General features: G+C 56.9%; 30 protein-coding genes. 22 read left to right on the top strand and 8 right to left on the bottom strand.

What is annotated here, in order from left to right; translation table 11 throughout:
* Position 1: 1 nt before the first annotated feature.
* The 20 genes from rpsQ (at position 2) to bfr (ending at position 11,280) form a co-directional block, all read left to right on the top strand.
* A complete protein-coding gene (gene rpsQ / locus EL257_RS24200) occupies positions 2-268 on the top strand; it encodes a 30S ribosomal protein S17 (RefSeq protein ID WP_003194644.1) in 267 nt (88 codons plus the stop codon).
* A gap of 23 nt (positions 269-291) precedes the next feature.
* Entirely contained in the window at positions 292-660 is a 369-nt protein-coding gene (gene rplN / locus EL257_RS24195; RefSeq protein ID WP_002555479.1) for a 50S ribosomal protein L14, read from the top strand.
* 11 nt (positions 661-671) lie between these two features.
* Complete coding sequence (gene rplX / locus EL257_RS24190) at positions 672-986, top strand: 50S ribosomal protein L24 (protein ID WP_008081905.1); 315 nt, start codon at positions 672-674, stop codon at positions 984-986.
* Positions 987-1,006: 20 nt separating this feature from the next.
* The gene (gene rplE, locus EL257_RS24185) at positions 1,007-1,546 is read left to right on the top strand and encodes a 50S ribosomal protein L5 (protein WP_003176415.1); all 540 of its coding nucleotides are present in this window, start codon (positions 1,007-1,009) and stop codon (positions 1,544-1,546) included.
* A 13-nt stretch (positions 1,547-1,559) separates the two neighbouring features.
* Positions 1,560-1,865, top strand: coding sequence for a 30S ribosomal protein S14 (rpsN, locus tag EL257_RS24180; protein ID WP_126366851.1), 306 nt, complete (start codon positions 1,560-1,562; stop codon positions 1,863-1,865).
* Positions 1,866-2,074: 209 nt separating this feature from the next.
* Positions 2,075-2,467 carry a 30S ribosomal protein S8 gene (gene rpsH, locus EL257_RS24175; protein WP_016772944.1) on the top strand — a complete coding sequence of 131 codons (393 nt, stop codon included), beginning with the start codon at positions 2,075-2,077 and terminating at the stop codon, positions 2,465-2,467.
* A gap of 12 nt (positions 2,468-2,479) precedes the next feature.
* Positions 2,480-3,013, top strand: coding sequence for a 50S ribosomal protein L6 (gene rplF, locus EL257_RS24170; RefSeq protein ID WP_003176412.1), 534 nt, complete (start codon positions 2,480-2,482; stop codon positions 3,011-3,013).
* A gap of 10 nt (positions 3,014-3,023) precedes the next feature.
* Positions 3,024-3,374: a 50S ribosomal protein L18 gene (gene rplR / locus EL257_RS24165; RefSeq protein WP_003186037.1), complete on the top strand. Its 351-nt coding sequence runs from the start codon at positions 3,024-3,026 to the stop codon at positions 3,372-3,374.
* Positions 3,375-3,377: 3 nt separating this feature from the next.
* Positions 3,378-3,878, top strand: coding sequence for a 30S ribosomal protein S5 (gene rpsE / locus EL257_RS24160; protein ID WP_064392263.1), 501 nt, complete (start codon positions 3,378-3,380; stop codon positions 3,876-3,878).
* A 2-nt stretch (positions 3,879-3,880) separates the two neighbouring features.
* A complete protein-coding gene (gene rpmD / locus EL257_RS24155) occupies positions 3,881-4,057 on the top strand; it encodes a 50S ribosomal protein L30 (protein ID WP_003176408.1) in 177 nt (58 codons plus the stop codon).
* Positions 4,058-4,060: 3 nt separating this feature from the next.
* Positions 4,061-4,498: a 50S ribosomal protein L15 gene (gene rplO, locus EL257_RS24150; RefSeq protein WP_042561340.1), complete on the top strand. Its 438-nt coding sequence runs from the start codon at positions 4,061-4,063 to the stop codon at positions 4,496-4,498.
* Positions 4,499-5,827, top strand: coding sequence for a preprotein translocase subunit SecY (gene secY, locus EL257_RS24145; protein WP_008073883.1), 1,329 nt, complete (start codon positions 4,499-4,501; stop codon positions 5,825-5,827).
* A 27-nt stretch (positions 5,828-5,854) separates the two neighbouring features.
* Positions 5,855-5,971, top strand: coding sequence for a 50S ribosomal protein L36 (gene rpmJ, locus EL257_RS24140; RefSeq protein ID WP_002555468.1), 117 nt, complete (start codon positions 5,855-5,857; stop codon positions 5,969-5,971).
* A gap of 130 nt (positions 5,972-6,101) precedes the next feature.
* Positions 6,102-6,458 carry a 30S ribosomal protein S13 gene (gene rpsM / locus EL257_RS24135; RefSeq protein WP_009045849.1) on the top strand — a complete coding sequence of 119 codons (357 nt, stop codon included), beginning with the start codon at positions 6,102-6,104 and terminating at the stop codon, positions 6,456-6,458.
* Between the two features lie 30 nt (positions 6,459-6,488).
* Complete coding sequence (gene rpsK / locus EL257_RS24130) at positions 6,489-6,878, top strand: 30S ribosomal protein S11 (protein ID WP_002555466.1); 390 nt, start codon at positions 6,489-6,491, stop codon at positions 6,876-6,878.
* Between the two features lie 18 nt (positions 6,879-6,896).
* On the top strand, positions 6,897-7,517 hold the full coding sequence (gene rpsD / locus EL257_RS24125; RefSeq protein WP_003176404.1) for a 30S ribosomal protein S4: 621 nt from the start codon (positions 6,897-6,899) through the stop codon (positions 7,515-7,517).
* Positions 7,518-7,539: 22 nt separating this feature from the next.
* A complete protein-coding gene (locus EL257_RS24120) occupies positions 7,540-8,541 on the top strand; it encodes a DNA-directed RNA polymerase subunit alpha (RefSeq protein WP_003186012.1) in 1,002 nt (333 codons plus the stop codon).
* A 42-nt stretch (positions 8,542-8,583) separates the two neighbouring features.
* The gene (gene rplQ / locus EL257_RS24115; RefSeq protein ID WP_003176402.1) at positions 8,584-8,970 is read left to right on the top strand and encodes a 50S ribosomal protein L17; all 387 of its coding nucleotides are present in this window, start codon (positions 8,584-8,586) and stop codon (positions 8,968-8,970) included.
* A 238-nt stretch (positions 8,971-9,208) separates the two neighbouring features.
* On the top strand, positions 9,209-10,663 hold the full coding sequence (locus tag EL257_RS24110) for a catalase (RefSeq protein WP_126366849.1): 1,455 nt from the start codon (positions 9,209-9,211) through the stop codon (positions 10,661-10,663).
* Positions 10,664-10,812: 149 nt separating this feature from the next.
* A complete protein-coding gene (gene bfr, locus EL257_RS24105; RefSeq protein ID WP_016983567.1) occupies positions 10,813-11,280 on the top strand; it encodes a bacterioferritin in 468 nt (155 codons plus the stop codon).
* A 67-nt stretch (positions 11,281-11,347) separates the two neighbouring features.
* Here bfr and uvrA read toward each other — a convergent pair whose 3' ends face one another.
* Positions 11,348-14,182, bottom strand: a complete 2,835-nt coding sequence (gene uvrA / locus EL257_RS24100; RefSeq protein WP_126366847.1) for an excinuclease ABC subunit UvrA — start codon at positions 14,180-14,182, stop codon at positions 11,348-11,350.
* Positions 14,183-14,373: 191 nt separating this feature from the next.
* On the opposite strand from uvrA, the gene EL257_RS24095 reads away from it, so the two are divergent.
* Positions 14,374-15,771, top strand: coding sequence for an MFS transporter (locus EL257_RS24095; protein ID WP_126366845.1), 1,398 nt, complete (start codon positions 14,374-14,376; stop codon positions 15,769-15,771).
* A gap of 9 nt (positions 15,772-15,780) precedes the next feature.
* On the top strand, positions 15,781-16,305 hold the full coding sequence (locus tag EL257_RS24090) for a single-stranded DNA-binding protein (protein ID WP_008081898.1): 525 nt from the start codon (positions 15,781-15,783) through the stop codon (positions 16,303-16,305).
* Positions 16,306-16,503: 198 nt separating this feature from the next.
* Here the strand turns inward: EL257_RS24090 and EL257_RS24085 are convergent, their stop codons facing one another.
* The 7 genes from EL257_RS24085 to EL257_RS24050 all read right to left on the bottom strand — a co-directional run bounded on the left by EL257_RS24085 (position 16,504) and on the right by EL257_RS24050 (position 21,743).
* Complete coding sequence (locus EL257_RS24085; RefSeq protein ID WP_126366843.1) at positions 16,504-17,661, bottom strand: glutathionylspermidine synthase family protein; 1,158 nt, start codon at positions 17,659-17,661, stop codon at positions 16,504-16,506.
* A gap of 2 nt (positions 17,662-17,663) precedes the next feature.
* The gene (locus EL257_RS24080; RefSeq protein ID WP_126366841.1) at positions 17,664-18,359 is read right to left on the bottom strand and encodes a DUF1190 domain-containing protein; all 696 of its coding nucleotides are present in this window, start codon (positions 18,357-18,359) and stop codon (positions 17,664-17,666) included.
* Positions 18,360-18,375: 16 nt separating this feature from the next.
* A complete protein-coding gene (locus EL257_RS24075) occupies positions 18,376-18,801 on the bottom strand; it encodes a DUF350 domain-containing protein (RefSeq protein ID WP_126366839.1) in 426 nt (141 codons plus the stop codon).
* 14 nt (positions 18,802-18,815) lie between these two features.
* A complete protein-coding gene (locus tag EL257_RS24070) occupies positions 18,816-19,466 on the bottom strand; it encodes a DUF2491 family protein (RefSeq protein WP_126366837.1) in 651 nt (216 codons plus the stop codon).
* Between the two features lie 193 nt (positions 19,467-19,659).
* Positions 19,660-20,358, bottom strand: coding sequence for a PspA/IM30 family protein (locus EL257_RS24060; protein WP_126366835.1), 699 nt, complete (start codon positions 20,356-20,358; stop codon positions 19,660-19,662).
* A 17-nt stretch (positions 20,359-20,375) separates the two neighbouring features.
* Positions 20,376-20,957, bottom strand: a complete 582-nt coding sequence (locus EL257_RS24055) for a YjfI family protein (RefSeq protein WP_232013045.1) — start codon at positions 20,955-20,957, stop codon at positions 20,376-20,378.
* Between the two features lie 231 nt (positions 20,958-21,188).
* Entirely contained in the window at positions 21,189-21,743 is a 555-nt protein-coding gene (locus tag EL257_RS24050; protein ID WP_126366831.1) for a cysteine hydrolase family protein, read from the bottom strand.
* Positions 21,744-21,814 lie beyond the last annotated feature (71 nt).

Here is a 21,814-nt window from a genome sequence, read left to right as displayed (position 1 = left end):
CATGGCTGAAGCCGAAAAAACTGTCCGTACGCTGACTGGCCGTGTTGTCAGCGACAAGATGGACAAAACCATCACCGTTCTGATCGAGCGTCGCGTAAAGCACCCGATCTACGGTAAATACGTTAAGCGTTCGACTAAGCTGCACGCGCACGACGAAACCAATCAGTGCCACATCGGCGACAAAGTCACTATTCGTGAAACTCGTCCGATGGCCAAGACCAAGTCTTGGGCGCTGGTTGATGTTCTCGAACGCGCTGTGGAAGTCTAAGGGCTAGGGGTCGGAGAAATTATATGATTCAGACTCAATCCATGCTCGATGTGGCCGATAACAGCGGCGCTCGCCGCGTTATGTGCATCAAGGTGCTTGGTGGCTCCCATCGTCGTTACGCTGGTATCGGTGACATCATCAAAGTTACCGTTAAGGAAGCAATTCCTCGCGGTAAAGTGAAAAAAGGCCAAGTGATGACTGCTGTTGTAGTCCGCACTCGTCACGGCGTACGTCGTGCTGATGGCTCCATTATCCGCTTTGATGGCAACGCTGCTGTTCTTCTGAACAACAAGCAAGAGCCGATCGGCACCCGTATCTTTGGGCCAGTGACCCGTGAACTTCGTACTGAGAAGTTCATGAAGATCGTCTCGCTCGCCCCAGAAGTGCTGTAAGGAGATCCGACATGCAAAAGATTCGTCGTGACGACGAGATCATCGTGATCGCCGGCAAAGACAAAGGTAAGCGCGGTAAGGTGCTCAAGGTTCTTGCTAATAACCGTCTGGTTATCAGCGGTCTGAACCTGGTCAAGCGTCATACCAAGCCTAACCCGATGTCGGGCGTGCAAGGCGGTATCGTCGAAAAAGAAGCTCCACTGGACGCTTCTAACGTCGCCATTTTCAACGGCGAAACCAACAAGGCTGACCGCGTTGGTTTCAAAGTAGAAGACGGCAAGAAAATTCGTGTCTTCAAGTCGACCCAAAAAGCGGTTGATGCTTGAACACTGCTAGGTAGAAGACCATGGCACGACTAAAAGAGATTTACTGGAAGGAAATCGCACCGAAGCTTAAGGAAGAACTTAAGCTTTCGAACGTGATGGAAGTTCCACGCGTTACAAAAATCACCCTGAACATGGGTCTGGGCGAAGCGGTCGGTGACAAAAAAGTCATCGAGCACGCTGTTGCTGACCTGGAAAAGATCACCGGCCAAAAAGTCGTTGTGACCTACGCTCGTAAATCCATCGCTGGCTTCAAAGTCCGCGAAGGATGGCCGATCGGTGTCAAAGTGACTCTGCGCCGTGAGCGTATGTACGAGTTCCTGGATCGTCTGCTGTCGATCTCCCTGCCTCGGGTTCGCGACTTCCGCGGCCTGAATGCCAAGTCCTTCGATGGTCGTGGTAACTACAGCATGGGCGTGAAAGAGCAGATCATTTTCCCGGAAATCGACTACGACAAGATCGATGCTCTCCGCGGTCTGGACATTACCCTGACCACCACTGCCAAGAACGATGATGAAGGCCGCGCTCTGCTGCGTGCTTTCAAATTCCCGTTCCGCAACTGATTGGAGTAGGAAAATGGCTAAGATGAGCATGAAAAACCGTGAGCTGAAGCGTCAGCTCACTGTTGCCAAGTACGCCACCAAGCGTGCAGCGCTGAAAGCTATCATCGTCGATCTGAACGCAAGTCCAGAAGCGCGTTGGGAAGCTACCGTAGCTCTGCAGAAGCAACCACGTGACGCAAGCGCTTCGCGCATGCGTAACCGTTGCCGCCTGACTGGTCGTCCGCACGGCGTTTATCGCAAGTTCGGCCTTGGCCGTAACAAGCTGCGTGAAGCCGCAATGCGTGGTGACGTTCCAGGTCTGGTTAAAGCCAGCTGGTAATCGCTGTCAAAGTCTTGATGTTCGGGTTCGCAAGAACCTGACCATCGGTGACCTTGAATCTGAATCAAGCCCCTTTTGGGGCTTGATTCATTTCTGGGGTGTGTCTAGAATGACCGGCTCGCCTGAGCCCGTGTTTTTCATGCCCGGAAGTTCTCGGCGACAAGTAGTAGCCGCAAGGCTAATTTTTTTGTATTAGGAGCGTCTAGCCCATGAGTATGCAGGACCCGTTAGCGGACATGCTAACTCGAATCCGTAATGCCCAGATGGCTGAAAAGTCTGTCGTAAGCATGCCGTCTTCCACGTTGAAGGCTGCTGTAGCAAAAGTCCTGAAGGACGAAGGTTACATCGCGGATTTTCAGATCACCACCGACGCTAAGCCGTCGTTGTCCATCTCGCTGAAGTACTTCGAAGGCCGTCCGGTTATCGAAGAAGTGAAGCGCGTTAGTCGTCCAGGCCTGCGTCAGTACAAGTCCGTTGAAGATCTGCCGAAAGTTCGTGGCGGTCTTGGCGTGTCTATCGTCTCCACCAACAAAGGTGTGATGACGGATCGTGCTGCGCGCGCTGCCGGTGTCGGCGGCGAAGTTCTTTGCACTGTGTTCTAAGGGGGGATAAGCATGTCTCGCGTCGCTAAGAACCCCGTTAAGCTGCCAGCCGGTGTCGAAGTCAAATTCGCAGGCCAACAGCTTTCGGTGAAGGGTGCCAAGGGCACTCTTGAACTGAACATCCATTCGTCCGTTGAGATTGTTGAAGAAGCTGGTGAGCTGCGTTTCGCTGCTCGCAATGGCGATCAACAAACTCGCGCAATGGCCGGTACCACGCGTGCGTTGGTAAACAACATGGTCCAAGGCGTTAGCCAAGGCTTCGAGCGTAAGCTCCAGCTGGTCGGTGTTGGTTACAAAGCGCAAGCAAAAGGCACGGTTCTGAACCTTGCCCTTGGCTTCTCGCACCCAGTGGATTACGAACTGCCGGAAGGCATCACCGCTGAGACACCTAGCCAGACCGATATCCTGATCAAGGGCATCGACAAGCAGCTGGTAGGTCAAGTGGCTGCTGAGATCCGCGACTTCCGTCCACCAGAGCCGTACAAAGGCAAAGGTGTGCGCTACGCGGACGAAGTCGTCCGTCGTAAAGAAGCCAAGAAGAAGTAGGGCATAGCAAATGACCGACAAAAAAGTTACTCGACTGCGTCGCGCTCGCAAAGCACGCCTGAAAATGCACGAACTCGAAGTCGTGCGTCTCTGCGTGTTCCGCTCGTCGCAGCACATCTACGCCCAGGTCATCTCGGCCGACGGCAACAAAGTCCTGGCAAGTGCCTCGACTTTGGATAAAGAACTGCGTGATGGTGCCACCGGCAACATCGACGCGGCCACAAAGGTTGGCCAGCTGGTCGCTACGCGTGCTAAGGCCGCTGGCGTCTCGCAAGTGGCTTTCGACCGCTCTGGCTTCAAGTATCACGGCCGCGTTAAAGCGCTGGCTGATGCTGCTCGTGAAGCTGGGCTGGAGTTCTAAGTTATGTCAAATAACGACCAAAAGCGCGACGAAGGCTACATCGAGAAGCTGGTTCAAGTTAACCGCGTAGCCAAAACCGTTAAAGGCGGCCGTATCTTCACTTTCACCGCGTTGACCGTGGTAGGTGATGGTAAAGGGCGTGTTGGCTTCGGCCGTGGCAAGTCACGTGAAGTGCCTGCTGCGATCCAGAAGGCAATGGAAGCTGCTCGCCGTAACATGATTCAAGTTGACCTGAACGGCACCACTCTGCAGTACGCAATGAAGTCCGGTCACGGCGCTTCGAAGGTGTACATGCAGCCTGCTTCTGAAGGTACCGGTATCATCGCTGGCGGCGCTATGCGTGCTGTCCTCGAAGTTGCTGGCGTTCAGAACGTTCTGGCCAAGTGCTATGGCTCGACTAACCCGGTAAACGTGGTTCACGCCACTTTCAAGGGTCTGAAGGCTATGCAATCTCCTGAGTCCATCGCTGCGAAGCGTGGCCTGACTGTGAAGGAGATCTTCTGATCATGGCTACCGTTAAAGTAACGTTGATCAAAAGCATGACCGGCCGCATCCCTAATCACAAACTGTGCGTTAAGGGTCTGGGTCTGCGTCGCATCGGTCACACTGTAGAAGTCCAGGATACTCCCGAGAATCGCGGGATGATCAACAAGGCTTACTACATGCTGCGTGTCGAGGGTTAATCGATGAAACTCAATGATCTGAGTCCAGCGCCGGGTTCCCGTCGCGAAAAGCATCGTCCGGGCCGTGGTATCGGTAGCGGTTTGGGTAAGACTGGTGGCCGCGGCCACAAAGGTCAAACCTCCCGCTCCGGTGGCACCATTGCTCCAGGCTTTGAAGGCGGTCAACAGCCGCTGCATCGTCGCCTGCCGAAATTCGGTTTCGTTTCCCTGAAAGCCATGGACCGCGCAGAAGTGCGTCTGTCCGAGCTGGCTAAAGTGGAAGGCGACATCGTCACTGTGCAGTCCCTGAAAGATGCCAACGTGATCAACGTCAACGTACAGCGTGTGAAAATCATGCTGTCCGGTGAAGTGACTCGCGCTGTCACTATCGGCAAGGGAATCGGCGCCACCAAAGGTGCGCGTTCGGCTATCGAAGCAGCTGGCGGCAAGTTCGAGGAATAAATGGCTAAGCAAGGTGCTCTCTCTGCGCTCGGCAAAGGCGGTATGTCTGAACTCTGGGCTCGTCTGCGTTTTCTGTTCCTGGCGATTATCGTCTACCGAATAGGCGCACACATCCCGGTTCCAGGTATCAACCCGGACCGACTTGCAGACCTGTTTCGACAGAATGAGGGGACCATTCTTAGCTTGTTCAACATGTTCTCCGGCGGTGCGCTGGAACGGATGAGCATCTTTGCATTGGGGATCATGCCGTACATCTCGGCATCGATCATCATGCAACTGATGACCGCCGTCAGCCCGCAGCTGGAACAGTTGAAGAAGGAAGGTGAAGCTGGGCGTCGCAAGATCGCTCAGTACACCCGCTACGGCACTGTCGTCCTAGCTCTTGTTCAGGCAATTGGCATGTCCATTGGTCTGGCAGGGCAGGGCGTTTCGTTCACTGGTGACTTTGGCTTCCATTTCGTCGCGGTATCCACGTTTGTGGCTGGTGCGATGTTCATGATGTGGCTGGGTGAGCAGATTACTGAGCGTGGTGTTGGCAACGGTATCTCGATGTTGATATTCGCAGGTATCGTCGCCGGTCTTCCGAGAGCAATCGGGCAGTCTTTCGAGTCTGCGCGTCAGGGTGATATCAATATCTTCGCCCTGGTTGCCATCGGTTTGCTGGCAGTAGCGATTATCGGTTTCGTGGTGTTCATTGAGCGTGGTCAGCGTCGTATTGCTGTTCACTACGCCAAGCGTCAGCAGGGCCGTAAGGTCTTCGCTGCGCAGACCAGCCACTTGCCGCTGAAGGTGAACATGGCCGGTGTTATTCCGGCCATTTTCGCGAGCAGCATCTTGCTGTTCCCGGCTTCGTTGGGTACCTGGTTTGGTCAGTCTGAAGGTATGGGCTGGCTGCAGGACATCTCGCAGTCGATCGCTCCTGGTCAGCCGTTGAATATTCTGCTGTTTAGTGCAGGGATTATTTTCTTCTGCTTCTTCTATACGGCGTTGATGTTCAATCCGAAAGATGTAGCGGAAAACCTGAAGAAGTCCGGTGCCTTTATTCCGGGTATCCGTCCGGGTGAGCAGTCTGCACGCTACATTGATGGCGTTCTGACTCGTTTGACCCTGTTCGGTGCTCTATACATGACGGCCGTGTGTCTGTTGCCCCAGTTCCTGGTGGTTGCGGCAAACGTTCCGTTCTACCTTGGCGGGACCTCGTTGCTGATCGTGGTCGTGGTTGTGATGGACTTCATGTCCCAAGTACAATCGCACCTCGTTTCGCACCAGTACGAATCCCTGATGAAGAAAGCCAACCTGAAGGGTTACGGCAGCGGCATGTTGCGCTGAGTACCCATAAGGTTCGAGGAGTTGGTGATGAAAGTTCGTGCATCGGTGAAAAAGCTGTGCCGTAACTGCAAGATTATTCGCCGCGAAGGTGTTGTTCGAGTAATTTGCAGCGCGGAACCGCGTCACAAACAGCGCCAAGGCTGAGTGTGATTGTGCTTCAAGCCCGGTAGCTAGTGCGCTACCGGGTTGATTATTTGTTATTACAGCGATATTATCTCGCGCCCTATTTCTTGGCTTCCGGGGCGTAGGTAGCTGTCAATTGGAGTCCCACTGAATGGCCCGTATTGCAGGCGTTAACATTCCAGATAACAAGCATACTGTTATCTCGCTGACCTACATCTATGGTGTTGGTCGCACAACTGCACAGAAGATCTGTGCAGAGACTGGGGTAAACCCAGCCGCAAAGATCAAAGATCTGAGCGACGAGCAAATTGAACAGCTGCGTGGCGAAGTGGCGAAGTTCACCACTGAAGGTGACCTGCGTCGCGAAATCAACATGAAAATCAAGCGCTTGATGGACCTCGGTTGCTATCGCGGTCTGCGTCATCGTCGCGGTCTTCCAGTGCGCGGTCAGCGTACCAAGACCAACGCGCGTACCCGTAAAGGTCCGCGTAAGCCGATCCGCAAGTAATCGCCCCAGCGAATCGACAGGAATTTAATCATGGCAAAACCTGCTGCTCGTCCTCGTAAAAAAGTTAAAAAGACAGTGGTTGATGGCATCGCCCACATCCATGCATCTTTTAACAACACCATCGTGACCATTACCGACCGTCAAGGTAACGCTCTTTCCTGGGCTACCTCCGGTGGTTCGGGTTTCCGCGGTTCCCGCAAGTCCACCCCGTTCGCTGCTCAAGTAGCTGCTGAGCGTGCTGGTCAAGCTGCGCTGGAATACGGCCTGAAAAACCTCGACGTCAACGTCAAGGGTCCAGGTCCAGGTCGTGAATCCGCAGTCCGCGCTTTGAACGGCTGTGGCTACAAGATCGCCAGCATCACCGACGTGACGCCAATCCCGCACAACGGGTGCCGTCCGCCGAAGAAGCGCCGCGTGTAATCCAGGAGATTGTAAAGAATGGCTCGTTACATTGGTCCAAAATGCAAACTCGCTCGTCGCGAAGGCACCGATCTCTTCCTGAAGAGCGGCGTGCGCGCGATCGAATCGAAGTGCAACATTGAAGCAGCACCTGGTATCCACGGCCAACGCCGCGGTCGCCAGTCCGATTACGGCACCCAACTGCGTGAAAAGCAGAAGGTCCGTCGTATCTACGGCGTTCTCGAGCGTCAGTTCAGCGGCTACTACAAAGAAGCTGCTGGCAAGAAAGGTGCAACCGGTGAAAACCTGCTGCAACTGCTCGAATGCCGTCTGGACAACGTTGTATACCGTATGGGCTTTGGTTCGACTCGTGCCGAATCCCGTCAGCTGGTATCGCACAAGTCGATCAGCGTTAACGGTCAGACCGTAAACGTTCCGTCGTATCAGGTTCGTGCTGGTGACGTGGTTGCAGTTCGCGAGAAAGCAAAAAACCAACTTCGCATTGTCCAAGCTCTCGATCTGTGTGCCCAACGTGGCCGCGTAGAATGGGTAGAAGTAGACACTGAGAAGAAGTCGGGCGTTTTCAAGAACGTTCCTGCTCGCAGTGATCTGTCCGCCGACATCAACGAAAGCCTGATTGTCGAGCTCTACTCCAAGTAAGGGCTAGAAAATAGGTGCATCCATGCAGATTTCGGTAAATGAGTTCCTGACACCCCGCCATATTGATGTGCAGGTTGTCAGTCCAACCCGCGCCAAGATCACTCTCGAGCCTCTCGAGCGTGGTTTTGGCCACACCCTGGGCAACGCGCTGCGACGCATCCTGTTGTCCTCAATGCCCGGCTGCGCAGTAGTCGAGGCCGAGATTGACGGTGTGCTCCACGAGTACAGCGCCATCGAAGGTGTACAGGAAGACGTAATTGAAATCCTGTTGAACCTTAAAGGTCTGGCTATCAAGCTGCACGGTCGTGACGAAGTTACGCTGACCTTGTCGAAGAAGGGTTCGGGGGTGGTTACCGCTGCCGATATTCAGCTGGATCATGATGTCGAGATCGTTAACCCCGATCACGTAATCGCTAACCTGGCGTCTAACGGCGCCCTGAACATGAAGCTCACTGTAGCTCGTGGTCGTGGTTATGAACCAGCCGACTCGCGTCAGAGCGATGAAGACGAAAGCCGCAGCATCGGTCGCTTGCAGCTTGACTCTTCGTTCAGCCCGGTTCGCCGTATCGCATACGTGGTGGAAAACGCCCGTGTCGAGCAGCGCACCAACCTGGACAAGCTGGTTATTGATCTGGAAACCAACGGTACTCTGGATCCTGAAGAGGCTATCCGCCGCGCTGCAACCATTCTGCAACAGCAGTTGGCTGCGTTCGTCGACCTCAAAGGTGACAGTGAGCCAGTGGTTGTCGAGCAGGAAGACGAGATCGATCCGATCCTGCTTCGCCCGGTTGACGATCTGGAACTGACTGTACGTTCGGCTAACTGCCTTAAGGCGGAAAACATCTACTACATCGGCGACCTGATTCAGCGTACCGAAGTAGAGCTGTTGAAGACTCCGAACCTGGGCAAGAAATCCTTGACTGAAATCAAGGACGTTCTGGCCTCCCGCGGTCTGTCCCTCGGCATGCGCCTCGACAACTGGCCGCCTGCAAGTCTTAAGAAGGACGACAAGGCGACTGCCTGATCGTCGTAATCACCGAACGTTGTGTTTGGTAAGGAATGAACCATGCGTCATCGTAAAAGTGGTCGTCACCTGAGCCGCACCAGCTCGCACCGCAAGGCCATGTTCCAAAACATGGCGGTGTCGCTGTTCGAGCACGAGCTGATCAAAACTACTCTGCCAAAAGCCAAAGAACTGCGCCGCGTTGCCGAGCCGCTGATCACTCTGGCCAAGACAGATAGCCTGGCTAACCGCCGTCTGGCTTTCGACCGTACTCGTTCGAAAGCTATCGTTGGTAAGCTCTTCAACGACCTGGGCAAGCGTTACGCTACCCGTGAGGGTGGCTACCTGCGCATCCTCAAGTGCGGTTTCCGCGCTGGCGACAACGCGCCTATGGCGTACGTCGAGTTGGTTGATCGTGCTACTGCCGGCGAAGCTGTATCTGCCGAGTAAGACGTCAGTCTGAAACAAAAAACCGGGCCTAGTGCCCGGTTTTTTGTGCCCGTAATAAATGCGTCGTCCGTACAAGTTTCCGACACAGTTGAAATGCCACTATGCACAAGGGAAGGTAATTAGATTTTATCTATCGATATTCGCAAGTTAATGAATTTGTGACAGTCATGTCGATGATCAATACTTTCCACCAAGCCCGATAGCCGGCAGTTCAAGACTGAAAGAGGAAGAAGACCGCATGAGCCAGATGAAAACGCTAACAACCGCCAGTGGCGCGCCAGTCGCTGATAACCAGAATTCTCGCTCCGCCGGTCCTCGCGGTCCGCTGCTGCTCGACGATTTCCATCTGCTCGAGAAGCTCGCGCATTTCAATCGTGAAAACATTCCGGAGCGCCGCGTGCATGCCAAAGGTTCGGGTGCGTACGGCACCTTTACGGTGACGCGTGACATCACCGAGTACACCAGCGCCAAGTTATTCGAGACGGTCGGTAAACAGACCCCGACGTTCCTGCGCTTTTCCACCGTGGGCGGTGAGCGCGGTTCGGCAGATACCGAGCGCGATCCGCGTGGTTTCGCCCTGAAGTTCTACACCGAAGAAGGCAACTGGGACATCGTTGGCAACAACACGCCAGTGTTTTTCATTCGGGACCCGCTGAAGTTTCCTGACTTCATTCACACGCAAAAACGTCTGCCGCAAAGCAATCTGAAAAGTGCGCAGATGATGTGGGACTTCTGGTCGCATTCGCCTGAGGCGCTGCACCAGGTCACCATTCTGTTCTCTGATCGCGGCATTCCTGACGGTTATCGTCACATGCACGGTTTCGGCAGCCATACGTACAGCCTGCTCAACGCCAAGGGCGAACGTCACTGGGTGAAATGGCACTACAAGACTCTGCAGGGGATCAAGAATCTCGCGCCGGCCGACGCAGCTCGCCTGGCAGGCACCGATCCGGATTACGCCCAGCGCGATCTGTTCGAGGCCATCGAGCGCGGTGATTTCCCGAAATGGCGCGTATGCATCCAGATCATGACCGAAGCGCAAGCAGCAGCCCATTACGAGAACCCGTTCGACGTGACCAAAACCTGGTCGCAAAAAGAATTCCCCCTGATCGAAGTTGGCGAGCTGGAACTGAACCGTAACCCGCTCAACTACTTCGCTGAAGTCGAGCAAGCCGCATTTGGCCCGAGCAACATGGTACCGGGCGTAGGTTTGTCGCCAGACCGTATGCTGCAAGGTCGCGTGTTCGCTTACGCCGACGCGCATCGGTACCGCGTAGGCACCAATCACCAGCAACTGCCGGTGAATGCGCCACGTAGCCCGGTGAACACTTATCAGCGCGATGGCTCGATGGCATTTGGCAGCAACGGTGGTGCAGCGCCTAACTACGAGCCGAACAGCTACATCGAGTCGCCGAAACAAGCTCCGCATTACGCTGAGCCTGCATTGGCCTTGAATGGTGCTGCGGATCGGTATGATCACCGGGAAGACACCGACTACTACAGCCAAGCTGGCGCGCTGTTCCGCTTGATGAGCGACGACCAGAAAGCGCTGTTGGTAAGCAACATCGCGGGTGCAATGGCAGGTGTTTCGAGCGACGTCGTCGATCGCCAGTTGCAGCATTTCTATAAAGCCGATCCGGCGTATGGAGAAGCAATCGCAAAGCTGCTCAACGTACAGCTTAACAAAGTCTAAACGAGAAGCAGAACCGCCCTCATTTGGGCGGTTTTTGCGTTATTTAGCCTGCTTTTCTCGGAATATCTTCACTTTTATTGCGTAAGGCGGGTGACCTTCCGGTCAGGTTGGTTCAAACTACAGACTTTCAAGCAGGGAGATGTAGGGCGATGCAAGGCCACCCAGACGTAATCGATTACCTCAACACGTTGCTGACCGGCGAATTGGCCGCGCGTGATCAATATTTTGTTCATTCGCGGATGTATGAGGACTGGGGGTTTACCAAGCTCTACGAGCGAATCAACCACGAGATGGAAGAAGAAGCCGGACATGCTGATGCATTGATGCGCCGGATTCTGATGCTGGAAGGCACGCCGCGCATGCGTCCCGATGATCTGGATGTCGGCACTACGGTGCCGGAAATGCTCGAAGCGGATCTGCGTCTCGAATACAAAGTCCGTGCAGCCCTGTGCAAAGGCATCGAGCTGTGCGAACAGCACAAGGATTACGTCAGCCGCGAGATTCTGCGCGTACAGCTGAACGACACCGAAGAAGATCACACCTACTGGCTGGAAAAGCAGCTGGGCCTGATCAAGCTGATCGGTCTCGAGAACTACCTGCAATCCCACGCTTCCTGATTGCAAACGCGACAAAAAAAAGCCCCTGTCATTTCAACAATGACAGGGGCTTTTTCATGCCTGGCGTTTAAGCCCGATCGCGGATCAGCAACGGCTTGAGGTAGTGGCCGGTGTGAGACTGCTTCATCTCGGCCACTTGCTCGGGCGTGCCGGTGGCGATGATCTGCCCGCCTTTGGAACCGCCTTCAGGCCCGAGATCGACCAGCCAGTCCGCCGTCTTGATCACGTCGAGGTTGTGTTCGATCACCACCACGGTGTTGCCGTGGTCGCGCAGGCGATGCAGCACGTCGAGCAATTGCTGGATATCCGCGAAGTGCAGACCGGTAGTCGGCTCATCGAGGATGTACAGGGTTTTGCCAGTGTCGCGCTTGGACAGCTCGCGGGACAGCTTGACCCGTTGCGCCTCACCGCCGGACAACGTTGTCGCCGATTGCCCAAGCTTGATGTACGACAAACCCACATCCATCAGCGTTTGCAGCTTGCGCGCCAGTGCAGGGACCGCGTCGAAGAATACCCGCGCTTCCTCGATCGTCATTTCGAGGGTTTCGTGGATGCTCTTGCCCTTGTATTTGATCTCGAGGGTTTCGCGGTTGTAACGCTTGCTCTTGCACACGTCGCATGGAACATAGATGTCCGGCAAGAAGTGCATCTCTACTTTGATCAGGCCATCGCCCTGACAAGCCTCGCAACGACCGCCCTTGACGTTGAACGAGAAACGTCCCGGGCCGTAACCACGCGAGCGCGACTCGGGAACGCCGGCGAACAGCTCTCGAATCGGCGTGAACAGGCCGGTATACGTCGCCGGGTTGGAGCGCGGCGTACGTCCGATCGGGCTCTGGTCGATATCGACAACTTTGTCGAGATGTTCCAGACCTTTGATGCTGTCGTGCGCGGCCGCTTCCAGCGTGGTTGCACCATTGAGTGCCGTGGCGCTCAGCGGGAACAGCGTGTTATTGATCAGCGTCGATTTGCCCGAGCCGGATACACCAGTCACACAGGTCAACAGGCCAATCGGGATTTCCAGGTCGACATTGCGCAAATTGTTTCCACGCGCACCTTTGAGCGACAGCGTCAGCTTCTTGTTGCGCGGCGTACGTTTGGCCGGCACTTCGATTTTCACCCGCCCCGACAGGTATTTGCCGGTCAGCGAATCGGGATGCGCCATGACTTCGGCCGGTGTGCCCTCGGCGACGATCTGCCCGCCATGCACGCCGGCACCCGGGCCGATATCCACCACGTAGTCAGCCAGGCGAATCGCGTCTTCGTCGTGCTCGACCACAATCACCGTATTGCCGATATCGCGCAGGTGCTTGAGCGTGCCGAGCAGCCGATCGTTATCGCGCTGGTGCAAGCCGATGGAGGGCTCATCGAGGATATACAGAACGCCGACCAGGCCAGCACCAATCTGACTGGCCAGGCGAATCCGCTGCGCCTCGCCACCGGACAAGGTGTCGGCGCTGCGATCCAGCGACAAGTAGTCCAGCCCGACATTGACGAGGAACTGCAGGCGCTCGCGGATTTCCTTGAGAATCTTGTCGGCGATTTCGCCGCGCCGTCCGGTCATCTTCAGCTCGCCGAAGTAGACGCAAGCATCGCCGATTGGCAGATTGGTCACCGCCGGCAGGGTCTTCTCGCCGACCCACACGTGCCGCGCTTCGCGACGCAGACGAGTCCCCCGGCAATCCGGGCAGGCCTGATGGCTGAGGAATTTCGCCAGCTCTTCGCGCACGCTCGCCGATTCGGTTTCGCGGTAACGCCGCTCCAGGTTCGGCACGATGCCTTCGAACGGATGCGAGCGTTTGACGATATCGCCACGGTCGTTAAGGTACTTGAAATCGACGTTCTGCGAACCGCTGCCGTGCAGGATCTGTTTCTGCTGCTCAGCGGTCAGTTCATTGAAAGGTTTTTCCAGGCTGAACTTATAGTGCGACGCCAGCGAGCCGAGCATCTGGAAGTAATAGACGTTGCGTCGGTCCCAACCGCGAATCGCGCCCTCGGCCAGAGTCAGCTCGCCATTGACCAGCCGCTTGATGTCGAAGAACTGCTTCACCCCCAGACCATCGCATGTCGGGCAGGCGCCGGCCGGATTGTTGAAGGAAAACAGCTTTGGCTCCAGCTCACTGATCGCGTGACCGCAAATCGGGCAGGCAAAGCGCGCGGAGAAGATCATCTCTTCGCCCGGCTCATCATCCATCGGCGCGACCAGCGCGATGCCGTCGGCCAGTTTCAGCGCGGTCTCGAAAGACTCGGCCAGACGTTGCTGAAGATCGGCGCGAACCTTGAAGCGGTCGACGATAACGTCGATCGAATGCTTCTTCTGTTTATCCAGCTTCGGCAATTCGTCGAGTTCGCAGATGCGCCCGTTGACCCGAGCGCGGACGAAACCTTGCGCACGCAGCTCTTCGAAGACCGACAGGTGTTCACCCTTGCGCTCGCGGATCACCGGGGCCAGCAGCATCAGCTTGCTGCCTTCCGGCTGCGCGAGCACCAGATCGACCATCTGGCTGACGGTCTGCGCTTCCAGCGGAATGTCGTGATCCGGGCAGCGCGGCGTACCGACGCGGGCATAGAGCAGGCGCAGGTAGTCGTAGATTTCGGTGATGGTGCCGACCGTGGAACGCGGGTTGTGCGACGTCGACTTCTGTTCGATGGAGATCGCCGGCGACAGGCCTTCGATGGTGTCGACGTCAGGTTTTTCCATCATCGACAAGAACTGGCGAGCATAGGCCGACAGCGATTCGACATAGCGGCGCTGGCCTTCGGCATACAGCGTGTCGAACGCCAAGGATGACTTGCCGGATCCGGACAGGCCGGTGATGACGATCAGTTTGTCCCGTGGCAGGGTCAGGTCGATGTTCTTCAGGTTGTGGGTACGGGCCCCACGTATCAGGATCTTGTCCAAAGTGGCCTCGCTTGGCGGGCATCGAAAACGTAGGAGTATACGGCCAAATACTGGATGGATGCACACTATCAAACGAAGGGCTTTTTGCCTTTCATGAAGAGAGTTTCATCTATACGCGTCATAGCGTCGCGATCTACCCCGTCTTCCGATGGGACTGGTAGAATCGCCGCCGGTTCACACGAGGTTTTTCCATGCACGATCCCCACAGCGAACGCATGAGTGGCAGCGAGACCCGCGCGGCGAGCGGTCTGGCACTGGTGTTCGCCTTCCGTATGCTGGGCATGTTCATGGTGTTGCCGGTGTTGGCGACCTATGGAATGGATCTGGCGGGAGCGACCCCGGCCCTGATCGGGCTGGCGATTGGCGCTTACGGTCTGACTCAGGCGATTTTCCAGATCCCGTTCGGGGTCATTTCCGATCGTATCGGTCGCCGGCCGGTGATTTACCTCGGGCTGATCATCTTTGCCCTGGGCAGCGTGCTGGCCTCTCAGGCCGATTCGATCTGGGGCGTGATCGCCGGCCGAATCCTGCAAGGGGCCGGCGCGATTTCGGCGGCGGTCATGGCTTTGCTTTCCGATTTGACTCGCGAGCAGCACCGCACCAAAGCGATGGCCATGATCGGCATGACGATTGGGCTGTCGTTCGCCGTGGCGATGGTAGTCGGGCCTTTGCTGACACGCGCATTCGGTTTGTCGGGACTGTTCCTCGCCACGGGTGGCATGGCCCTGGTGGGCATCGTGATCGTGATGTTCATGGTGCCGAAATCCACCGGGCCGCTGACTCACCGCGAATCCGGCGTGGCGCGTCAGGCACTGATGCCGACGCTCAAGCACCCTGACCTGCTGCGACTCGATCTGGGCATCTTTGTGTTACATGCCATGTTGATGTCGAGCTTCGTGGCCTTGCCGCTGGCGTTGGTAGAAAAAGCCGGCTTGCCCAAGGAGCAGCACTGGTGGGTCTATCTCACGGCGCTGCTGATTTCGTTCTTCGCCATGATCCCGTTCATCATCTATGGCGAGAAGCGACGCAAAATGAAACGAGTTTTGCTCGGCGCCGTCATGACGCTGATGCTGACTGAGCTATTCTTCTGGCAGTTCGGTGACAGCTTGCGGGCTCTGGTGATCGGCACGGTGGTGTTCTTCACTGCGTTCAATCTGCTGGAGGCTTCGTTGCCGTCGCTGATCAGCAAGGTTTCGCCGGCGGGCGGGAAGGGCACGGCCATGGGCGTGTATTCCACCAGCCAGTTCCTCGGTTCGGCACTCGGCGGGATACTCGGCGGCTGGTTGTTTCAGCATGGCGGTCTGTCGGTTGTGTTCCTTGGATGTGCCGGGCTGGCTGCACTTTGGCTGGCCTTTGCTGTTACCATGCGCGAACCTCCCTACGTGACGAGCCTGCGCTTGCCGTTGTCGCCCGAGGCGATCCGCGAAGCGGGTCTGGTCGAGCGCCTCAAGGCCCTCGTAGGGGTAACCGATGCAGTGATAGTTGCCGATGAGGCGGCTGTTTACATCAAACTGGACAAAGAATTAGTGGATCGCGACACCCTCGAACGCCTGGTGAACAACCCGGCCGGGGCTGCTTGCGACGCCTAGGAGAACGTTATGGCCCGTGGGGTTAACAAAGTCATATTGGTCGGCACTTGCGGCCAGGATCCCGAAGTTCGCTACCTGCCTAACGGTAACGCCGTGACCAACCTGAGTCTGGCAACCAGCGAACAGTGGACCGACAAGCAAACCGGTCAGAAGGTCGAGAAGACCGAGTGGCACCGTGTGTCGATGTTCGGCAAGGTCGCGGAGATTGCCGGCGAATATCTGCGTAAAGGTTCGCAGGTCTACATCGAAGGCAAGCTGCAGACCCGCGAGTGGGAAAAAGACGGTATCAAGCGTTACACCACCGAAATCGTGGTCGACATGCAAGGCACCATGCAATTGCTCGGCGGCCGTCCACAACAGGGCGACCAACAAGGCGGTGGCAACAACTATCAGCAGTCCGCTCCAGCGCCGCGCCAGCAGGCACCGCGTCCGCAGCAGTCGGCTCCGCAACAGCGTTCGGCCCCGGCTCCGCAGCAGGCCGCACCGCAACCGGCCCCGGACTTCGACAGCTTTGATGACGATATCCCATTCTGATTTGCCGCTGTAATCGCTTTAAATGAAAAAGGCCCGTCGCTTAAACGACGGGCCTTTTTTGTGCCGCAATATCACCGCGCCCTCTATCACCTGTAGGAGCTGACGAGTGAAACGAGGCTGTGATCTTTTGACGTTGTTTCTGAAGATCAAAAGATCGCAGCCTCGTTTCACTCGTCAGCTCCTACAGGGGGAATTGTTTCAGTCGAGGATCAGGTGCGGCAAAAACCGGCTCGAATCCTTGGTGATCAGACTATTATCCTCGCGCACCCCGATCCCCGCTGCCTGATCACCAATCACCCACGAGCCAATCAGGGTGTAGCTGTCGCCAAACTTAGGCAGCGGCGCAAATTCCTGGAGGATGAACGGCGCATCGGTGTAAGGCCCGTCCTCTTTGACGATCAGACCCTCCGCCGTCTGCAGTTCGATGTTGGCGCCTTCCCGGGAAAAGTACGGCTTGCGCACCCAGCCTTTGGCAACAGCGCTGGTCGGATTGGGATCGAGATGGCTCGCCAGCAGGTTCGGATGGCCCTGGTGCATGTCCCAGAGCAACGGCAGTACGCCTTTGTTCGACAGGATCGCTTTCCACGCCGGTTCAAAAAACTGCGTGTCGCAATCGGCAATCGCCGCGCCGAACGGTTCATGGAAGATGAACTCCCAGGCATGCAGCTTGAATAGATGGGGGATCCAGCGATCCTGCAGATCGACAAAGCGTCCCTCAGCCGTCAGGCCAATGTCTTCGATGTCGATGTGCCGCGATTCGATACCGACCTTTTCAGCGATCAGCCGCAGGTAATCGGTGGTGCCTTTGTCTTCTGCCGAGTCTTTCATCGAGGCGAAATAAAACGGCCGCTTCAGCTGCAACTCGGCGAAGGCCTGATGCAGCTTGGTGTCGATGCTGTTGAACTGGTCGGCATGACGCGGCAGGGTGCCGCGTTCGATGCTCTGTTCGAGCCAGCCCCACTGGAACGCCGCCGCTTCGTAGAGGCTGGTCGGCGTGTCGTAGTTAAGCTCGAGCAACTTTGCCGGGCCGTTGCCGCTGTAGGAAAAGTCCATGCGCCCGTACAGATGCGGATGACCTTCCAGCCAGGACATTCGGATCATGTCGTAGTACGAAGCTGGAATGCTCAAGCGGTCGAGCAATTCTTCGCTACGTATTACGCGGTTGACCAGATCCATGCACATCTCGTGCAGTTCGGTGGTCGGGTCCTCGAGATCGTTTTCAATCTGCGCCAGCGTGAACTGGTAATAGGCGCTTTCGTCCCAGTAAGGCTCGTCGTCGATGGTGTGAAACATGAAGCCAAGGCTTTCGGCGGTCTGTTTCCAGTCGGGGCGCTCGGCGCAGAAGATCTTTTTCATGCTCAGCTACTCGAGCGCCCGGAGCTGCTGCCCCAGCCACCCCAGCCGCTGCGCGCGCTCGACTGGCTGCCGAACCCGCCACGGGAAGTCGAGGAAGCGACATTGACCGGTTTGCTCTTGGTGCTCTGATAGTCAGGCTGGCTGCGCGTAACCGGGGCCGATTCGACTTTGCGGTACTGCGTCGAGGTGTTGTAGGTCTGGCGGGTGTCGCGATCGCGATACACCGTGCGATTCGAGTTGTTGCTCATCGCGTTGCCAATCAGCCAGCCTGTAAGCAACCCGCTGGTGGAACTGCCCGAAGAGTGTGTCGACGCTGGTGCAGCCTGCGCGGCGTTGACGTCACCGGCGGGCATTTGCGCATCGGCGAGGGCGTCGAGATCTTGCGGCGCTTCGGCGTTCGGCTGGATTTTGAACCCGCTCAGTTTCGGCACGAATTGGCCTGAGGCGTTTTTCTGGCACCAATCGGCGGTAAAGTCGGCGTCGCACTGTGCCTTGTCATCGTACGTCGGGGCCATGCGCCGGTGTTCGGTGAGGGCGGCGACGTAGGCGTTCGAGCAGACATCGGCAGCCACTTCGGCGTCGACGCACTGCTCCACACTTTGAAAGCCACGCTGCTGATCCAGCGCCGCGGCTTCGCCGGAGATGGCCAAGGCAACGGAGGCAGCGAGGGACAACTGAACGTATTTACTGCGTTTCATCGAGGCTTCCTGCCGGTCAGTTGGACGGGGTCATGCACGCGGCGTTGAGCATGCCGACGCTGATTGCCACCGCCGCGACGTAAATGCCGGAGGCGATTTCACCCTTGGCGATACGCTCGGAAGTGCCTTTGAGAACCAGGCCTGTAGCGAGAAAGGCCAGCAATTGCACGACCGCCGCAATCACCGCCCAGAGCACGAAGTCGATCACGTTTACCGAAAAGGCGATTACGTTGCTCGCCGGAATTGCGAAGCCGACGATCGCGCCGGAGAGGGCAATGGCGGCGGCAATATTGCCGGAGCGGATCAGCTCGAATTCCTTGTGCGGCGTGAGGCGGGTGTAGACGAACTGAAACAGCATGAACAGCAGCACGGCGCCGATCAGGTAGACGACGAAACCGACCAGAGCGGTCTTGTTCAGGGAAACGGCCAGCACTTCCAGCATGAAAAACTTCCTTTTCAGATGGCGCTCAAATCAGTCGTGTACAGCGAGATACCCAGTGAGGTGCTCAGGCTGACGGTGCCTTCTTCGTCCTGTTCGACGGAGAACAGCAGCAATTCGCGGCGATCGGTCAAGCCGGTATCGCGCGCGTAAAGCATCGAGCGGTGTTCGATGGTGTAGCTTTCGTCTGGGTTGATCACCTGCTCGGTCATCGGCACGAGTTCGGTCTGGCCTTGTTCAGTGCCCCATTCGCGGGTGAATTGAACACCTTCATGGGTATAGTCCGGCAGCCCGATCAGACTGTTCGGGCCGGCCAGGCGCTGCAATTCGGCGTCGCTGTTGACGGTCACGTAACTGAGGTAGTTGAACAGGGTGACCGACTCGATCTGGTCTTCACCGGTGACGTGGATTTGAAGCCAGAAATCCTCGTCGTTCATGTAATAGCGGTGCAGTTTGTTGGACTGGCCGAGGTCAACCCAACCGGCGCTCCAGATCGCCTGATCGAAGGGCACGCGCACCGAGGTCGAGCCGTCGAGCAGCAGTGCCAGCGTCGAATCGAATCGCACGCCTTTGCCTTGCGCCATGCCGAGCGGGCCGGTGACAGCGGTTGGCGTGGGTGCAGCGGTTTGCCAGTTACTGGTGCCCAGCAAATCTTTAAACCATCCCATGGGTTTCGTTCCTTGAGGCGGGTGGAAATTTCGTCGGCAAAAAAAGTGGCGCTAGTGTACCGGGCTGCGCGGGGAACGAGCAGGCAAAGTGAAATGTTGTAGGAGCTGCCGCAGGCTGCGATCTTTTGCTTTTAAAAGACAAGATCAAAAGATCGCAGCCTGCGGCAGCTCCTACACAGAGCAAATTGCAGTGTTACTGCGCGGACTTTTGCTTCAGGCGCTCGAGAATCGCATTGGCGCTGCCTTCGTTCGGCGTGATGCCGGCGTCACGCAGTTTGCGATCCAGGTCATTGCCGGTCGATGCATCCGCCAGTTCGTCCGCCGCGCTCAGCTCGGCCGCGCGTTGTTGTTGCTTGGCCTGCAGGCGGTTGAGCGTACCGACAGCGGTTTCCAGTTTGCCATTGGCGCCGCCGCTGGCAATCGAGGCGCTGACCTGTGCCTTCTGCACGCTTTCCCGGGCTTTGGCCATGTCCACTTGCTGGCGCAGGCTTTTGATTCGCGACTCGGCTTTGCTGATGTCTTTGCGCATGTTGGCAGCGTAGGCACCGAATTCGTCGCTCAGCTTCTTCTCGGCATCGAGGTCGTTGGTCAGGGTCGAGATCGCTTCCGCGACTTCCAGCGCCAGGTCTTCACGGCCCGCATTCAGGGCCGAAACTGCCTTGGCTTCCAGATCCTTGATCTTGGCGTCGTATTCGCTCACGCGATCGGCAGCCAGTTTGTGTTTGGCCATGATGGTGACCAGTTCGCGACGGGCGTTCGCCAGCGCGGTGTCGGCGTCGCGGATTTCCTGATCGAGGATGCGCAGGGCCTGTTGGTCGACGATCGCTTCGCCGACTTCATTGGCGCCGCCGCGCAGTGCGGTGAACAACTTGCTCCAGATGGACTGAGTCATTGGATATTCCCTGTTGATTACTTGAAGAAGTGTTCGAAGGCTTCACTGGCGCGCTGCACGTTGTCGACCAGGGTCTTGACCTCGGTGACCACGTTGGTCAGGCTCGAGTCGGCGCTGAGGGCGCCGAACATGTTGTAAACGGTCTGGCCGTTTGGCATCGACTCGATGCCGATCGACGACAGCGGGAACATTTCGCGGCTGCGCAGAACGGCATCGTTGAAGGCGTTAACGTCGGTGATCGATTCGATGTCCACCAGCACGGTGTCGACGATGATCTGCTGACCGGCCAGGGCGATGTGAATCGGCAGACCGCCGAATTCGTTCATCTCCAGCTTGATGCTGGGTTCGGAGCTCTGGATCAGAGACAGCGTGATCTCTTGCGAAGCTACCTCATCCAGTGCCTTGAGGGCGTTGAAGAGGCTATCGATAGTCCAGTTGTTGCCTGCGCTCATGTAATTCTCCGACATGAAAGAGCCAGCCAGAATCGGTTGGCGTAGCTGTTGCTCCATTTGCTTGAGCAAGCTTCGGTTTTCGGGAAGCACCCAAGTTTCGTGTTTCACGTAACCGGCAGCCGCCAGGCCCGCGCGCATCTGCTTCATATAAAAGCTCGGCGGTTTTTTCGCGGATGCTTTCGCGCGCTCGCCCTTGGGGGCTGCTGCGGCATTCGCGTTAGAGCGGCTTGTCATTGGCTGGAATCCGGTTATGAGCGTCTCACGCGTGGGCCACACTACAACCAATGCAAAGTGCCATCAATGACTCACGCGTGAGATTTTCATCGCACACGCAAAAAGGCCCGCAACACGGCGGGCCATGGGGATCGGCAGTTGTTGCTAGGCGTTGCTGCGCAGGAACTCGTCAGTGGAAACCACGCTGGCGTAGGCAAAGCCCAGCGCTGACATGAATGCCGCATGCACATGCGCCGCCGGCACGGTCAGGCCGTTGAATTCCAGATCGCGGCTGGCGCAGGCATCGTGAATCACGGTCACGCCATAACCCATATCCGCCGCCGCGCGGGTGATACCGTCGACGCACATATGACTCATGCTGCCGACCACGACCAGTTCCTTGATCCCTTGCTCATCCAGAATCGACTGCAGTTCGGTTTCGCGAAACGAGTTGACGAAGTGCTTGAGCACCACGGGTTCGTCGTTGCGATTCAGAACCTTCGGGTGCAATTTGGCGCCTTCGGAGCCGGGGGTGAAAAACGGCGCATCCTCGGAAGTGAATTCGTGGCGAATGTGCACCACCGAGTCACCTGCCTCACGGAACGCGGCGATCAATCGAGCGGCATTGTCGGCAGTGGCGTCGGCGCCGGCCAGCGGCCACTTGCCTTGGGGGAAGTAGTCGTTCTGGATATCGACTACGATGAGCGCTTGCTTGGCCATGGTGTGTCCTCGAGACAGTGATTGGATGTGGCTGCAGTATTGGCGCTGGCCGACCATTCGAGGATTGGCCG

The organism is Pseudomonas fluorescens (assembly GCF_900636825.1).
Lineage (GTDB): Bacteria > Pseudomonadota > Gammaproteobacteria > Pseudomonadales > Pseudomonadaceae > Aquipseudomonas > Aquipseudomonas fluorescens_BG.
The sequence above is the reverse complement of the archived record's forward strand: the minus strand, read 5'-3'. Positions and strand labels throughout refer to the sequence as shown.